At 74.4% G+C, this 15,240-nt stretch carries 12 protein-coding genes and 1 tRNA gene; 7 read left to right on the top strand and 6 right to left on the bottom strand.

Annotation, left to right across the window (positions count from 1 at the left end):
• The first annotated feature begins 9 nt into the window (after nucleotides 1–9).
• A complete protein-coding gene (locus tag CRP29_RS09115) occupies nucleotides 10–1,116 on the top strand; it encodes a PQQ-dependent sugar dehydrogenase (RefSeq protein ID WP_097194682.1) in 1,107 nt (368 codons plus the stop codon).
• On the opposite strand, the gene CRP29_RS09110 is transcribed toward CRP29_RS09115, so the two are convergent.
• Nucleotides 1,100–1,786 (bottom strand): pyridoxamine 5'-phosphate oxidase family protein, encoded by a 687-nt coding sequence (locus CRP29_RS09110; RefSeq protein WP_097194681.1) that lies wholly within the window; start codon nucleotides 1,784–1,786, stop codon nucleotides 1,100–1,102. The two genes, CRP29_RS09115 and CRP29_RS09110, sit on opposite strands and share 17 nt — an antisense overlap.
• Nucleotides 1,787–1,873: 87 nt before the next feature.
• Here CRP29_RS09110 and pdxR point away from each other — a divergent pair, with 87 nt between their 5' ends.
• A complete protein-coding gene (pdxR, locus tag CRP29_RS09105; RefSeq protein ID WP_097194680.1) occupies nucleotides 1,874–3,247 on the top strand; it encodes a MocR-like pyridoxine biosynthesis transcription factor PdxR in 1,374 nt (457 codons plus the stop codon).
• A 67-nt stretch (nucleotides 3,248–3,314) separates the two neighbouring features.
• Here the strand turns inward: pdxR and CRP29_RS09100 are convergent, their stop codons facing one another.
• Both CRP29_RS09100 and CRP29_RS09095 read right to left on the bottom strand, forming a co-directional pair.
• Nucleotides 3,315–4,418, bottom strand: coding sequence for a 2-oxoacid:ferredoxin oxidoreductase subunit beta (locus CRP29_RS09100; protein WP_245852664.1), 1,104 nt, complete (start codon nucleotides 4,416–4,418; stop codon nucleotides 3,315–3,317).
• On the bottom strand, nucleotides 4,415–6,412 hold the full coding sequence (locus CRP29_RS09095) for a 2-oxoacid:acceptor oxidoreductase subunit alpha (protein WP_097194679.1): 1,998 nt from the start codon (nucleotides 6,410–6,412) through the stop codon (nucleotides 4,415–4,417). The genes CRP29_RS09100 and CRP29_RS09095 overlap by 4 nt, the downstream gene beginning before the upstream one ends.
• Before the next feature lie 163 nt (nucleotides 6,413–6,575).
• On the opposite strand from CRP29_RS09095, the gene htpX reads away from it, so the two are divergent.
• A complete protein-coding gene (gene htpX / locus CRP29_RS09090) occupies nucleotides 6,576–7,454 on the top strand; it encodes a zinc metalloprotease HtpX (RefSeq protein ID WP_097194678.1) in 879 nt (292 codons plus the stop codon).
• A gap of 15 nt (nucleotides 7,455–7,469) precedes the next feature.
• On the opposite strand, the gene CRP29_RS09085 is transcribed toward htpX, so the two are convergent.
• A complete protein-coding gene (locus CRP29_RS09085; RefSeq protein ID WP_097194677.1) occupies nucleotides 7,470–8,426 on the bottom strand; it encodes a DUF559 domain-containing protein in 957 nt (318 codons plus the stop codon).
• 140 nt (nucleotides 8,427–8,566) lie between these two features.
• Nucleotides 8,567–9,058, bottom strand: a complete 492-nt coding sequence (locus tag CRP29_RS09080; protein ID WP_097194676.1) for a YajQ family cyclic di-GMP-binding protein — start codon at nucleotides 9,056–9,058, stop codon at nucleotides 8,567–8,569.
• Nucleotides 9,059–9,143: 85 nt separating this feature from the next.
• On the opposite strand from CRP29_RS09080, the gene CRP29_RS09075 reads away from it, so the two are divergent.
• A tRNA-Tyr gene (locus CRP29_RS09075) sits at nucleotides 9,144–9,225 on the top strand.
• Nucleotides 9,226–9,294: 69 nt separating this feature from the next.
• On the opposite strand, the gene CRP29_RS09070 is transcribed toward CRP29_RS09075, so the two are convergent.
• On the bottom strand, nucleotides 9,295–9,726 hold the full coding sequence (locus CRP29_RS09070; protein ID WP_097194675.1) for a pilus assembly protein TadG-related protein: 432 nt from the start codon (nucleotides 9,724–9,726) through the stop codon (nucleotides 9,295–9,297).
• Between the two features lie 150 nt (nucleotides 9,727–9,876).
• On the opposite strand from CRP29_RS09070, the gene CRP29_RS22670 reads away from it, so the two are divergent.
• The 3 genes from CRP29_RS22670 (at nucleotide 9,877) to CRP29_RS09055 (ending at nucleotide 15,228) form a co-directional block, all read left to right on the top strand.
• Nucleotides 9,877–10,158, top strand: coding sequence for a hypothetical protein (locus CRP29_RS22670; RefSeq protein ID WP_097194674.1), 282 nt, complete (start codon nucleotides 9,877–9,879; stop codon nucleotides 10,156–10,158).
• Nucleotides 10,155–12,203 (top strand): hypothetical protein, encoded by a 2,049-nt coding sequence (locus CRP29_RS09060; RefSeq protein ID WP_097194673.1) that lies wholly within the window; start codon nucleotides 10,155–10,157, stop codon nucleotides 12,201–12,203. Before CRP29_RS22670 ends, CRP29_RS09060 begins: the two co-directional genes overlap by 4 nt.
• A 493-nt stretch (nucleotides 12,204–12,696) precedes the next feature.
• Nucleotides 12,697–15,228 carry a putative bifunctional diguanylate cyclase/phosphodiesterase gene (locus CRP29_RS09055; RefSeq protein ID WP_245852662.1) on the top strand — a complete coding sequence of 844 codons (2,532 nt, stop codon included), beginning with the start codon at nucleotides 12,697–12,699 and terminating at the stop codon, nucleotides 15,226–15,228.
• Nucleotides 15,229–15,240 lie beyond the last annotated feature (12 nt).

Here is a 15,240-nt window from a genome sequence, read left to right as displayed (position 1 = left end):
GCTGGGGGCGTGCGCCGTGCTCCCCTCGCCCTGGTGGCCCTCCTGCTCGTCGCCTGCTCGGCGGACCCGGCTCCCGCGACCGCCGACCCGGTACCGGAGGGGACGACGTCCCTCGCCGTGGAGGTCGTCGCCGACGGGCTGGACAACCCGTGGGACGTCGTCGAGGCGCCCGACGGCACCCTGCTCGTCGACGAGCGCGCCGGGGGCTTCACCGCCGTCCTGCCCGACGGGACCGTCCGCGAGGTCCGCGCCGATCTCGACGACCTGTTCGTGGACGGCGAGACCGGGCTCATGGGGCTCGCGCTGGATCCGGCGTTCGAGGGGAACCGCCGGCTCTACAGCTGCCAGGGCGACCGGGCCGGCTCCATCCAGGTCGTGGCGTGGACGGTCGCGCCGGACTGGTCGTCGCTGACCCGCGTCGCCGACCCCCTGGTCGGCGGGCTGCCGCTCAACGAGACCAGCGGGCGGCACGGCGGCTGCCGGCTGGAGTTCGCGCCCGAAGGCGCGCTGCTGATCGGCACCGGCGACACCGCGTCCGGGGACGTGTCCCAGGACCCGGACTCCCTCGGCGGCAAGGTGCTCCGGGCCGATCCGGCCACCGGCGAGGTCGAGGTGTGGACCCTCGGGCACCGCAACGTGCAGGGTCTGGCGGTCCGTCCGGGCGGCACGCAGGTGTTCTCCGTGGAGCACGGCCCCGACCGCGACGACGAGGTCAACCTGCTCCGTGAGGGCGCCAACTACGGCTGGGACCCCGACGGCGGCGGCTCCTACGACGAGAGCGTGCCCATGACCGACCCGGACATCCCGGGCGCCGTCCCGGCGGTGTGGTCGTCCGGCTCGCCGACGCTGGCCACCAGCGGCGCCACCTTCCTCGACGGCGCGGCGTGGGGCGACTACGACGGGGTCCTGGTCATCGGCCTGCTCAAGGCCCAGGGGGTGCTGGCCCTGCGGCTCGACGACGCCGGCGAGGTGGTCGAGCAGTTCCTCGTCCCGGAACTCGACGGGACGTACGGGCGCATCCGGTCCCTGCGTTCCGGTGCCGACGGCGCGCTCTACGTCACCACCGACAACGGGGACGACCAGGACCGGTTGCTCCGGATCACCCCGGCGGGCTGAGTACCCGGCCCGTCACGCGCGAGGGAGCGGCCGTCCCCGGGGGGAGCAGCGGGCACGGCTGCGGCTCGCCGAGCACCGTGCTGATCGGCAGGACGCCGGCCCAGACCGGGTCCGGGTCGCCGGCTGCCGGCACATCGCGCTCGTCGTCCCCGGGCGGCCCGGTCCGGATCTTGACGCTGGCCTCGGTGAGGTCGAGCGCCAGCACCACCGTGGCGGCCAGCTCCCGGCGGTCCGGCGGCCGGGTCGCCGTCCACGAGCCGGGCGCCAGGTGCTCGGTCAGCGTCTCCAGGCCGAGCAGCTTCTCCTGGGGGTCCTCGACCGTCCGCGCCGTCCCGTGCACCACCGCGCACCGGTAGTTGACCGAGTGGTGGAACGCCGACCGGGCGTACACCACGCCGTCCAGGTGGGTCACGGTGAAGCAGACCGGCCCGCCGGTCGCGGCTGCGCGCAGCGTCGCCGCCCCGGTCGAGCCGTGCAGGTACAGGGTGTCGTCGCGGCGGCCGTACCCCGTGGGCAGCACCACCGGGGCGCCGTCGAGCACGACGCCGAGGTGCCCGACGAGGCCGGCGTCGAGGACGGCGTGCAGGTCCGCCCGATCGGTGCGGGCGCGCTTCGCGCCGCGGCGCACGGTGCTGCGGTCGGTGGGCGACAGCGGGGGAGCGGTGTCCATGCCCCGATCCTGCAGCCCGCGGGTGGCCTGCCGGAACGGCCAATCCGCTAGCGTTCCACCAGGCCACCGCCCGCGAGGAGGATTCGTTTGACCGGCATCCCGCCCGTCGTGCTGGACCGCTCCTCGGGGATTCCGCTGGCGGCTCAGCTCGCCGACGCCCTGCGCGCGGCCGCCTCCGGAGGTGGGCTCCGGCCCGGTGACCGGCTGCCGTCCACGCGTGAGCTCGCGGCCGCACTCCGGGTCAGCCGCACCGTGACCAGCGCCGCGTACGACCAGCTGCTCGCCGAGGGCTGGGCCGGCGGGCGCCGCGGGGTGGGGACGTTCGTGCTGGGGGCGGTGCCCTCCGCGCCGGTGGCACCGTCGCCGCCGACGGTCGCCGGCGAGCCGGCGCGGGCACTCGTCGACCTCCGTGCGGGGTCGCCCTGCCTCGAGGTGCTGGACCGTGCCGCGTGGCGGCGGGCCTGGCGCGCGGCGGGCGACCAGCCCCCGGACCCCCGGGCGGAGGACGCAGGCGACCCCGGCTTCCGGGCGGCGGTCGCCGAGCACCTGCTCCGCCACCGCGGCCTGGTGGCCGGTCCGGACGACGTCCTGGCCACCGCCGGCACCTCCGCCGCGGTCGGCGAGGTGGCGCGGCTCCTGCCACCGGGCAGCCGGGTGGCCGTGGAGGACCCGGGCTACTCGCGCGCGGTGGCCGCGCTGCGCGATGCGGGCATCGAGGTGGTCCGGGTGCCCGTCGACGACGACGGGCTGGTCGTCGACGCCCTGCCGGACGGTCTCGCGGCCGTCTACTGCACGCCGGCCCACCAGTTCCCGACCGGCCGGCGGATGTCCGCCGCGCGACGGCTGGACCTGGTCGCCCGGGCGCGCGCCGAGGGCTGGTGGGTGCTGGAGGACGACTACGACGGCGAGCTGCGCTTCGACGTCGCCCCGCTGCCGCTGCTCGGCGCCCTGGGCCCCGACGTCGTCGTGCACCTCGGCACCTCGAGCAAGATCCTCAGTCCCACCCTGGGCGTGGGGTGGCTCGTCGCCCCGGTGCCCCTCCGTGCGGAGCTGCTGGCCCGACGGACCGCGACCGCGATGCGGCCGGCGCGCGCCGGGCAGCGCGTCCTGGCAGCGCTGGCGGGCTCGGGCGACCTGTCCCGGCACCTGCGCCGGCTGCGCCGGGAGATGGCGGGGCGCCGGGAGCTGGTGCGGGCCGCGGTGACCGCTGCGGGGCGCGTCGTCGAGGGCGACCCCGCCGGTGCGCACGTCCTCGTGCCGCTGGAGGACGTCGCCACGGAGGAGGCGCTGATCGGCCACGCCGCCCGGCGGGGCCTCGGGCTGGACGGACTGGGGCGGCACCACCTCGCCGCCGGGCCCGGCCGACGTGCGGGACTGGTGCTCGGCTACGCGGCGCCGACGCGTACCGAGCTGGTTGACGCGCTCCCGGAGCTCACCGACGTCCTGGGCGCGCACCGCTGAACCGCCACGGGCCAGCTCTCCGGAGGGAGGGCGGGCCCGTGGACGGGACTACGTGGTGGGGGACTGCTCAGTTCCCCACGGTCCAGGTCTCGCCGCCGCCGAGGAGCGCGTCGAGATCGGCGGTCTGCTGCACCTTGGCGGTGTCCAGCTGCTCGGTCATCATGCCGTCGTACGTCGGCTTCGAGACGGAACGGAACACGCCCATGGGCGTGTAGCGCAGGTCCTGCGAGGACAGCCGCGAGAGCGCGAACGCGTACGCCGGGTTCTCCCGGGTCGCGTCGTGCACCACGATGTCGTCCGCGTCGACCTGGTTGGTCTCGGCGATGCGCAGGCCGCCGAAGTCGTCCTTGACGACGCAGGCCGCACCCTCGGGCCCGAAGACCAGGGGCTTGCCCTGCTCCAGCGGGATGGACCACTGGGTGCCGGTGTTCGGGTCCTTGAGCAGCTCGAACGCGCCGTCGTTGAAGATGTTGCAGTTCTGGTAGATCTCGACCAGCGACGTCCCCTGGTGCTCCGCCGCCTGGCGCAGCACGTCGGTCAGCCCCTTGCGGTCGGAGTCCATGGCGCGGCCGACGAAGGTCGCGTCGGCGCCCAGGGCCAGCGAGATCGGGTTGAACGGGGCGTCGATGGAGCCCATCGGCGTGGACTTCGTGACCTTCCCGACCTCGGAGGTGGGGGAGTACTGGCCCTTGGTGAGGCCGTAGATCCGGTTGTTGAACAGCAGGATCGTCATGTTCACGTTGCGGCGCAGCGCGTGGATCAGGTGGTTGCCGCCGATGGACAGCGAGTCGCCGTCACCGGTGACGACCCAGACCGACAGGTCGGGACGCGAGGCGGCCAGACCGGTCGCGATCGCCGGGGCCCGGCCGTGGATCGAGTGCATCCCGTAGGTGTTCATGTAGTACGGGAAGCGCGACGAGCAGCCGATCCCCGAGATGATGACCATGTCCTCGCGAGCGATCCCGAGACTGGGCAGGAAGCTCTGGACCGCGTTGAGGATGACGTAGTCACCGCACCCGGGGCACCAGCGCACCTCCTGGTCGGTCTTGAGGTCCTTGGCCTTGAGGTCGGTCTTCTTCTCGCCGGCCAGGGCGACCGAGTCGGCCACCGCGGCGGAGATCGGGTTCCCGGGCATGCCCAGGTCGTGCACGTGCGTGTCCAGCGTGGTCACTGCGTGGCTCCGTTCGCGGCGGCTCCGGCGGGAACCGCGGGGGTGCTCGAGGTGTCGATGGCGTCCTGGATGACCGCTGCCAGCTCGGCGGAGCGGAACGGCATCCCGCTGACCTGGGTGTGGCTCTGCACGTCGACCAGGTACTTGGCGCGCAGCAGCAGCGCGAGCTGCCCGAGGTTCATCTCGGGGCAGATGACGCGGTCGTAGCGGGCGAGGACCTCACCGAGGTCGGTCGGGAACGGGTTGATGTGCCGCACGTGGATCTGGGCGACCTTGCGGCCCGAGGCCCGGATCCGCCGGCAGGCCGCACCGATGGGCCCGTAGGTGGAGCCCCAGCCGATGACCGCGACGGTGGCGTCGCCGTCGGGGTCCTCGACGTCGGTCGGGCCGATCGAGGCGGCGATGCCGTCGATCTTGGCCTGCCGGGTGCGGACCATGAAGTCGTGGTTCGCGGGGTCGTAGGAGATGTTGCCGTTGCCGTCGGCCTTCTCCAGACCACCGATCCGGTGCTGCAGCCCGACGGTGCCCGGCACCGCCCACGCGCGCGCCAGGGTCTCCGGGTCGCGCTGGTAGGGGTGGAACTCCGGGGTGCCGTCGGTCGCGGCCGCGTTCGGCCCCGTGGCGAAGCCGACCGTCCCGGTGAGGTCCGGCAGCGAGTCGGCCTCGGGCACGGCCCACGGCTCGGCGCCGTTGGCCAGGTAGCCGTCCGACAGCAGCATGACCGGGGTGCGGTAGGTCAGCGCGATGCGCACCGCCTCGATCGCGGCGTCGAAGCAGTCGCCGGGGGAGCGCGGTGCGATCACCGGCAGCGGGGCCTCGCCGTTGCGGCCGAACATCGCCTGCAGCAGGTCCGACTGCTCGGTCTTCGTCGGCAGGCCCGTGGACGGCCCGCCGCGCTGCACGTCGACGATCAGCAGCGGCAGCTCGGTCATGACCGCGAGGCCGATGGTCTCGGCCTTGAGGGCCACGCCGGGTCCGGACGTCGTCGTCACGCCGAGGGCACCGCCGAAGGAGGCGCCCAGGGCCGCACCGATGCCGGCGATCTCGTCCTCGGCCTGGAACGTGCGCACGCCGAAGGCCTTGTGCTTGGACAGCTCGTGGAGGATGTCCGAGGCCGGGGTGATCGGGTAGGCGCCGAGGAAGATCGGCAGACCCGACCGCTGCCCGGCCGCCACGATGCCCAGCGAGAGCGCCTGGTTGCCCGAGATGTTGCGGTACAGACCCGCCTCCATCGGGGCGGGCTTGATCTCGTAGGAGACCGCGAAGGCCTCGGTGGTCTCGCCGTAGTTGTAGCCGGCCCGGAACGCGGCGATGTTGGCCGCGGCGATGTCGGGCTTGCGACGGAACTGGCGCTCGAGGAAGCGCACCGTGCCCTCGGTGGGCCGGTGGTACATCCAGCTCAGCAGGCCGAGCGTGAACATGTTCTTGCTCCGCTCGGCCTCCTTCTTCCCCAGGCCCGAGTCGGCGAGCGCGTCGAGCGTCATCGACGTCAGCGGCACCGGCACGGTCTGCCAGGCCTCGAGCGAGCCGTCCTCGAGCGGGTTGGTCGCGTAACCGACCTTCGCCAGGTTCCGGGGCGTGAACTCGTCGGAGTCCAGGATGAGCAGCCCGCCGCCGGGAAGGTCGGAGAGGTTGGACTTCAGCGCCGCCGGGTTCATCGCCACCAGGACGTCGGGGGCGTCCCCGGGAGTCATGATGTCGTGGTCGGCGAAGTGCAGCTGGAACGAGGAGACGCCCGGCAGGGTCCCCGTGGGCGCCCGGATCTCGGCGGGGAAGTTCGGCAGCGTCGACAGGTCGTTGCCGAACGACGCCGTCTCGCTGGTGAACCGGTTGCCGGTCAGCTGCATGCCGTCGCCGGAGTCACCGGCCAGGCGGATCACGACGCGGTCGAGCGCGACCACGCTCTTGACCAGCCCGCCGGTCGCGGCGTGTGCGGCCGTGGCGGAGACGTCGTCGTGGGGCGCGCCGATGGGCGGCGGGGTGCTGGCAGTCATCAGTGGTGTACCTCCACCGGCCGAGGTTACGTGCGCGCTGCAGCGCCGGGTACAGAGACCCGAAGGTGATTCCACATTCACCCGGGTCAACCACCCGGGCGAGCGGCGCATTCCACCGCCAGGGGCCGGGAACGGCGCCCGCCGCGACGCCGTTGGGGAGGACGTGCAGCGCTGGAGCAACGGACTCAAGACCGCCGTCCTGCTGGGCGCGATGGGCGGGCTCCTCCTGGCCGCCGGTGCGCTCATCGGCGGTCGCGGCGGGCTGCTCATCGCCCTGGTGATCGCCCTGGGCGTCAACGGCTACGCGTACTTCAACTCCGACAAGCTGGCGCTGCGGGCGATGCGCGCCTTCTCCGTGACCGAGACCCAGGCGCCGCAGCTCTACGCGATGGTGCGCGAGCTGGCGACCGAGGCCCGGCAGCCCATGCCCCGGCTCTACGTGAGCCCGACCGACCAGCCCAACGCGTTCGCCACCGGCCGCAACCCGCGCAACGCCGCCGTCTGCGTCACCCAGGGGATCCTCGAGCTGCTCGACCGGCGCGAGCTGCGCGGCGTCCTGGCCCACGAGCTCTCGCACGTCTACAACCGCGACATCCTGATCAGCTCGGTCGCCGGCGCCATGGCCACGGTGATCACCTACCTGGCGCACATGGCGATGTTCGCCTCGCTGTTCGGCGGCCGGGGCGGTGACGACCGGGGCGGCGGCAACGCCCTCGGCGGGCTGCTGCTGGTGTTCCTCGGTCCGCTGGCCGCGGGGCTGGTGCAGATGGCGGTCAGCCGGAGCCGGGAGTTCCAGGCCGACGCGACCGGGGCGCAGCTCTCGCAGGACCCGCTGGCCCTGGCGTCCGCGCTGCGCAAGATCGAGCGGGGCGCGGGCGCGCTGCCCCTCCCGCAGGAGGACCGGCTGGTCACCCAGAGCCACCTGATGATCGCCAACCCGTTCCGCGGGCAGGGCATGGCCACGATGTTCGCCTCGCACCCGCCGATGCCGGAGCGGATCGCCCGGCTGGAGGCGATGGCCCGCGACCTCGGTCAGCGCTGAGGGGACGCCCCCGGTTCACGGAGTCCCTGGGACGGACACGCCGGGCCGCAGTCCGTCCTTCCGGGGGACACCGTGGAGCCGCGAGCGGTAGGTGGCCGCGATCTGGGCCACGCATCGAGCAGGCCGCTCGGACACGTCGGCGTAGCTGAAGCGGAGCACGACCCAGCCGAGCGCCGCGAGCGCGGCGTCCCGGCGCAGGTCGCGCTGCCAGTCGTCGCGCCCGGAGTGGAACGCGGCCCCGTCGAACTCGACGGCCAGCCTCACCTCCGGCCAGGCGAGGTCGACGTGCAGGACACCGCCGGGCAGCTCGATGCCGTACTGGCGCTGCGGTTCCGGCAGGGCTGCCGCCCGCAGGACGCGCACCCCGAGCACCTCGAGGTGGCTGTGCGACCCGGCGCCGGCGTCGTCGAGCAGTCGGCGGAGCGGGTCGAGTCCGGGCTGTCGGGGGACGGCGACCAGCTCGGCCCGGACCTCCCCGACGCTCGTCCGCCGCTCGTGAACCGCCTGGAAGACGGCGTTGCGCACGCGATCCACGGCGGCGCCGCTCGTGCTGCCGCGGTGTGCCTCACCCCAGGCGTCGACCAGTGCGCGGGGCAGCGAGGTCGCGGCCAGGCCGCGGACGATGGTGATGCCGCAGGGGCGCCGGCTGCGATGGATGTGCAGACGTCGGGTCGACCGGAGCCGGTCGGCCACCGGCACGGTGACGTCCAGGCGCCACGCCTGGTGCTGCATGACCCCGTGGGCCCTCAGCGCGCTGCCGTGGCTCAGGACGCCGCCGGTGTACCCGGTCGCGGCGTGCGCCCGCACCGTCCAGTCCTCAGCCCATTCCGGGAGCGTCACCCAGCCCGGGTGCAGCCGCACGAGCCGGCCCGCGGCCAGCCACCGTCGCACCGAGCGCGACGTGGCGGCGCGGGAGAGCGCGAGTTCCGACGCCGTGCGACGGGGCCCGAGCAGGGCGACGAGGTCGTGCATGCCGACAGCCTGCGGCGCTCCGGGCCCGGCCGGCTCTCGCCGGCCGGCAACCTGTGGACAGCCACCCCACGATGCCCCTCAGGCGGTCATCCGAACGGGGATTCCGTCCGCCTGGGGCGCATCGTGAGCGGCGGTGGAGCTCAGCGGTAGTTGTCGAACTGCAGGGCGACGTCGAGGTCGGCGCCGCGCAGCAGCTGCTGCACCGCCTGCAGGTCGTCGCGCTTCTTGCCGGTCACCCGCAGCTGGTCGCCCTGGATCTGCGCCTGCACGCCCTTGGGGCCCTCGTCGCGGATCAGCTTGGAGATCTTCTTGGCGACGTCGGACTCGATGCCCTGCTTGATCCGCGCGGAGATCTTGTAGATCTTCCCCGAGGACTGCGGCTCGTCGGCATCGAGCACCTTGAGCGAGATGTTCCGCTTGATCAGCTTCTCCTTGAACACCTCGAGCGCGGCCGCGACCCGCTCCTCGGTGTCGGCCTGGAGCGACACGCCCTCCTCGCCGGCCCAGGCGATGGTGGCGTTCGTCCCGCGGAAGTCGAAGCGCTGCGACAACTCCTTCGCGGCCTGGTTCAGCGCGTTGTCGACCTCCTGCCGGTCGACCTTGCTGACGACGTCGAAGGACGCGTCGGCCATGGGAACTCCCCTCGTCGGACGGTGGCGGCCCGGGGCTCCGAGGTCCGCGACCACAGTCTTGTATTCTGCTCCGGTACCACCGCACGGCGGGTTGCCCGAGTGGCCAATGGGAGCGGACTGTAAATCCGTCGGCTTAGCCTTCGAAGGTTCGAATCCTTCACCCGCCACGCCTCGGTACGAACGGCCCTCGACCCTCCGGTCGGGGGCCGTTCGCCGTTCGCGGGCCGTCCGTGGGTTCAGCCCAGCGTCGGTGCCCGGGCGCTCGCGGTGGCGGTGCGCTCGAGCTGCTCCCCGCCCAGGAAGAGCCAGCCGAACGCGATGTCCACGAACCGCGTGCAGCGGACGGTGACCTCGGCGCCGTCGGTCTCGGCCGACCACGCGTCCAGCGCCGTCCCTCCCGCGCCGAGCTGGTCGGCGACGGCCGCCTGTGCCGTCGCCCGGGTCAGCGGCAGCTCCGCGCCCAGCCCGCCGGCGTAGATCGCGGCCTCGTCGGCCTGGTTCGCCGCGGCCAGCGCCGCGCCGTCGCAGACCGCCTGCACCTCCTGCTGCTCGAGGAAGGCGTCCGAGGCGGCGATGGCGCCCAGGACCATGAGGGCGGCGACCAGCCAGCAGACCAGGACGAACGGCAGCGTCGAGCCCCGCTCGGAGTCGGTCCGGTCGTTCCGCACGCCGGGCAGCGTAGGCAGGCCGCCGGCTGTCCACGGGCTGTGGACAGCACCTGTGGACACTGCGGACACCCGATCGGGTGGCGGCCCGCTGGGCCGGTCCGCCTGTGGACGACGCCCCGCGGGTCCGGCCGGGCCGGAGACACTGCGCCGGTGAGCATCGAGCTGCCCGCGGAGGAGGTCCGCGCCCTGGGCCGGTCGCTGACCGGACGGGGGGACGCCGCCGACGAGGTCCGGAGCCGGCTGGGCGAGGACGGCGACGTGGAGGGTCCGCTGCGCGCACCGGTCGCCCTGTTCCTGGAGTGCCAGGCCGCGGTGGCGACGGCGCTGGCCGGCGAGCTCCGCCGGCTCGGCGCGACCGTCACCGGCGTCGCCGACTCCTGGGTGGAGTTCGACGCCGCCCTCCTGCCTGCGGACGGGACGCCGGGCCGATGACCGCGCTGGTGCCCGATCCGGTGCCGCTCGGCCCGCCGCCGGGAGATCCACGCGCGATCGCGGCACTGGCGGGGCGGCTGGACCGGGCCGGCCTCCTGCTCGGGGAGCTCGGCGAGCAGGTGACCGCGGACGGCGGCGCGGTGCCGTCGTGGACCGGTCGCGACGCCGACGCGGCCACGGCCCGGCTGCTGCGGGCCGGCGCCCTGGTGCGGGAGGCGGCCGAGGGGCTCGTGCGCGCGGGCACCCGTCTGGCCCTGCACGCGGACCTGCTGGAGGACGCGCGCGGGCGCCTGGCCCGCCAGCGGGACGCCCAGGAGGAGGACTTCGCCGCCGCGGCCGCGCGGCTCGGCGGGGTCCAGGACGTCTCCGGGACGGACACCTCCGGCGCGCTCGAGGAGCTGCGGACCAGGGAGGCGGCACGACGCCGCGTCGCCGCGGCGATCCGGGAGGAGGTCGCCGAGGACGCCGCGGCCACCGCCGCCGTGCTCGCCGGGGCCGGGGCGGTCGCGGTCGGCGCCGGCCGGGCCGGCGACGGGTCGGCGGTGCTCCGGCACCTCGCCGAGGTCCTCCCCGGCTGGCGCGAGGTGCTGATGGCGCAGCGCGGCCGTGCCTTCGCGGCCACCCTCCTCGCGGACGACGGCGCGGTGCGCCAGGAGCAGGCGGCCCGTGAGCTGCTCCCGGAGGTGGGCGACCCCGCGGTGGCGGCAGCCGTCCTGACCGGACTCGGTCCCGCGGGGTTCCGCGACGTGCTGCGCCGGCTCGGCGAGGGCTCGCTGTCCTCCGGCAGCGCGCTCGCCCGCGTGATGGCGGGCGTCCTGGGCGCGCCCGTGCCGCTCGCGGACGCCGCCGGGGTGGCCCGGGTCCGCGAGGGCCGGCTCGTCGACCCGGGTGACCACCACACCCTCGACAGCGACCTCGTGGCACTGGGCATGGGCGTCGTCCTCGCCGCCGGGCGGGGAAGCCCCGCGGCCGGACCGCCCCTGACCACCGTCCGGGAGTGGGGCCGGCAGATCGTCGCGCGCGAGCGCGCCCTGGGCGCCGAGCGCATCGTCGACCACGTCCGCCCCGGCCCGGCCGAGGCGCCGCCGGGAGATCCGCTCGAGGAGGTGCTGGTCCGGCTCGCCACGGCCGACGACCCGGCGCCCGCGGCGGCCCTGCTCCGAGCGGTGCCGACCTGGTCGCTCCTGCTCGAGCGCACCTGGGACGACGACGGCGCCGCGTTCGCCGCCCTCGTCGGGCGCGCCGCCGCGGAGCCCGGGGACGTCGCCGTGCGGGCGGGGCTGAGCGCGCTCGCCGTCGGGCTCCGGGACGACGGCGACCCGGCCGGGTGGACCGTCGACCGGGGGACCGCCGCCGCGATTACCCCGGCGCTGGCGGAGGCGGTCGCCGCGAGACCGGAGGTGCTGACCGCCCCCCTGCTGCGGGACGGCGGTCCCGGCGGCGACGACCGCACCCTGCTCCGGGGGCTGGGCTACCTCGGCGCGGACCCGGCCGCCGGCCCGGCGCTGGACCGCGGCGTGGCGGAGGCCGCGGTGGGGCTGCGCGGCGCCGACCACACCGGCGCGCGCGATCCGGCGGTCGCCGTGATCGCCGGGTACACCGCCGTCCGCGAGTACGGGCAGCGCCTCGTGCACGCGCTGGACGAGTTCGCGGCGCAGGAGCACGCCGTGCACCAGCAGCGGATCACCGAGCTGCTCAAGGCGGCCTCCGACTCCGTCACCGCGGTCCGGGTGGCCGTCGCGGCGGTCGCCGTCGTCCGGGACCTGGACGGCACCTGGGACGGGGGTCGCGACGACGGTCAGCACCTGCCCGTGAGCGAGGCGCGGCGCGCGACCGGCGGAGCCGCCGGGGCTGCGGAGGCGTATGCCCAGGTGGCGGGCGTGCTGGGCACCCCGACGGCCCCGGTCTCGCCGGGGACCGACTGGATCGGCCTGGCCCTTGAGGTGGTGCCCGGTGGCGACCGGTTGCGGGACGTCGTCGAGCAGGTTCACGAGCAGCTGACCGAGCTCTGGACCGAGCACCGCGAGGACGCTGCCGGCGGCTGATGTACCCCATTCGGTTGACGTTGAGTGGATAAAAGTGAACGGAGAGTGACGACACTCAAGATCGTCACTCCGTCGTGATCTTCGATGCTTGCCTCGTAAGGGTGACGGGCAGCAATGTTCCCAGCGCGGTCCGTACCCAACGACGCTCTGCCCCCGCGCGTAAGTCACTGCCGCACATCGCAGTCGGTCATGCCACAACAGGAGGCGTCATGAGCAGCAACACGCAGCGCGGGATCAAGTGGAGCCGGGGCATCAAGTGGAGCCGCGGGATCAAGTGGAGCCGCGAGGCCTGATCCCCTCAGTTCTTTCCCGCAGGGCAGCCGGTCGGCAGACCGGCTGCCCTGCGGCGTTTCCGGGGGTGGCCTGCGGTTTCCCGGGGTGAGCGGCGCGACTGTGACCCTTTCGGGTCGCGGCGCGGGCCGAACGAGGGTGTGAGAGGCGTCTCCGTTGCTAGCCTCTGCGCGCCCATCCACCCCGCGGATTGCAGGTGAGAGTGCCCGAGCAGGACGTTCGAGCGACGCCCCGACGGGCCTTCCGCGCGCCCTCGACCGTCGCCGCTCTCGGCGTGGCGCTGGCCGTCCCGGTGATGCTGGTCGTGCTCGTGACCCAGCCGCTGACGGTCTCCGTGGTCGCGCTCGTGGCCGTGTTCCTGTCCCTCGTCGCGGCCGAGTCGATCCACCTGCACTTCGAGTTCCGCCGGCAGGCCTTCTCCTTCTCGGCCAGCGAGCTCGCCATCGTGGTCGCGCTGGTCGAGGTCGGCGGCGCCTGGGCGGCGATCGCCCGCGCGGTGGCCGTCGCCATCGTCCTGCTCGTCCAGCGCTTCCCGCGCCCTCAGGGCGTCTACACGCTGGCGGTGGGGGTCCTCGAGGTCTGCGCCGCCGTCGCCGTGCTCTCCCTGCTGCCGGTGGGCGAGCTGACCTCCCCGGCCACCTGGATCTCCTACCTGGTCGCGGTCCTCGTGGCCGACGGGCTGGGAGCGCTGCTGTTCGCCGGCGCCATCACCGCCACCCAGGGCTACCCCGGCCGCTCGCTGTGGACCAGCCTCCTGGTCCCGGTCTTCCTCGTCGGCCCGGTCGCGGTCATCGTCGGACTGGCCGCGCTGCTGCTGATCGGCGTCACCGGCTGGGCCTGGCTCCTGCTGGCGCCGCTGCTGGTCGCCCTCGCGCTGCTGTACCGCCACTTCGGCGCCGTCACGCGCCGGGGCCACAGCGTCCAGCGCGTCTACGACTTCGCCCGCCGGGTCGAGCAGGTCACCCCCGACGAGACGGGCACCCGCCAGATCGTCGCCGCCGTCCAGGAGCTGCTCAACGCCGAGCGGGTGGCGATGTGGCTGCCGCCCTACCTCGACGAGCCGCCGAGGCTGGTCGTCACCGCCGAGGACGACGCGGCCTGGTACGACGGCCCGGGCGACCCCGACGACGTCTTCCGGCGTGCGGTCGCCGCTGCCGGCGGGCCGGTGCTGATCTCCCTGGCGCACGCCGACGAGGAGCAGGCGGCCGGCCTCGCCCGCCGTGGCGTCACCGAGCTGCTGGCGGCGCCGCTCGCGACCGCCGCCGGCGAGCCCGGCTACCTGGAGGTCTGCGACCGGCGCAGCGCCGTCGTCTCCTTCGCGGACAGCGACCGCGTCGCGCTCGACTCGATGCTGACCCACGTCAACGCCGCCATCCGGCACCAGCAGCTGCTCACCCAGATCCGCTACGACGCCGACCACGACCGCCTCACCGGGTTGCCCAACCGGCAGCGGCTCGCGGCCGAGATCGACGCGCTGCTCGCCGCCGACCCGGCCGGCGGCCGTGCCGGGCTCATCCTCGCGGCGCTGGGCAACTACACCGAGGTCACCGACACCCTGGGCCACGCGGCCAGCGACGAGCTGCTGCTGGTGACCGCCGGGCTGCTGCGCGAGCACGCCCCGCCGCAGGCGCTGCTCGCCCGCATGGAGGGCGAGCGCTTCGCCGTCCTGCTGCCCGGGCTCTCCCTGGCCGCCACCGAGCGCGCCGCGCGCCGGCTGCGGGAGGCCGCCGCCACGCGCGTCCGGGTCGCCGGCCTGGACCTGGAGGTCACGCTCACCATCGGCGTCGCCTCCGCACCCGTGCACGGCACCGAGTCGGGCACCCTGATGCAGCGGGCCGACGTCGCCCTCCTCGCCGCCTCCGACTCCGGCGGCGTGGCCACCTACCACCCGGTCCTCGACCAGCAGAGCCTGCGCCGGCTGCAGCTGGGCACCGAGATCGAGCAGGCCATGGCCGACGGCCAGATCAGCGTGGTCTTCCAGCCGATCATCGACGCGCAGTCCTCGGACATCGTCTCGGTGGAGACGCTCGTGCGGTGGGCCCATCCGCGGTACGGCTCGATCTCGCCGGACGACTTCATCCCCCTGGCCGAGCAGATCGGCCGGATCGGCGCCGTCACCGACCACGTCCTCGACCTGGCGCTGGCCCGCTGCCGGCGCTGGCTGGACCAGGACATCGCGCTGTCGGTCGCGGTCAACCTCTCGGTGCACTGCCTGACCGAGCCCGATCTCGTCACCCGCGTGCGCGGCGCCCTGCAGCGGCACGGCGTGCCGGGCGAACTGCTGACGCTGGAGCTGACCGAGGGGAGCGTGGTCGACGACTCGGTCCGCGACAGCACGGTGCTGGCCGACCTGCACGACCTCGGCCTGCGGCTGTCGATGGACGACTTCGGCACCGGCTACTCGTCGCTGTCCCAGCTCCGGCAGCTGCCCATCGACGAGGTCAAGATCGACAAGTCCTTCGTGCTCGGCATGTCCACCAGCCAAGGCGAGTCGTTCATCGCCCGCTCGATCATCGAACTGGCCCACAACCTGGGGCTGCGCGTGGTCGCCGAGGGGGTCGAGGACGAGATGACCCGCAACCTGCTCACCGAGATGGGCTGCGACAAGCTGCAGGGCTTCCTCGTCAGCCGGCCGCTGCCCGACGACCGGCTGGAGAACTGGCTCCTGGCGCGCACCGGCGTGCGGTCGGCGGCCCCCGGCGCGGCGCACCGGCGGCTGTTCGTCCGCGGCTGACGCGCCGGGGTA

The sequence above is a fragment of the Blastococcus aggregatus genome (assembly GCF_900221005.1).
GTDB classification, from domain to species: domain Bacteria; phylum Actinomycetota; class Actinomycetes; order Mycobacteriales; family Geodermatophilaceae; genus Blastococcus; species Blastococcus aggregatus.
This window is presented reverse-complemented; position numbering and strand designations above follow the sequence as displayed.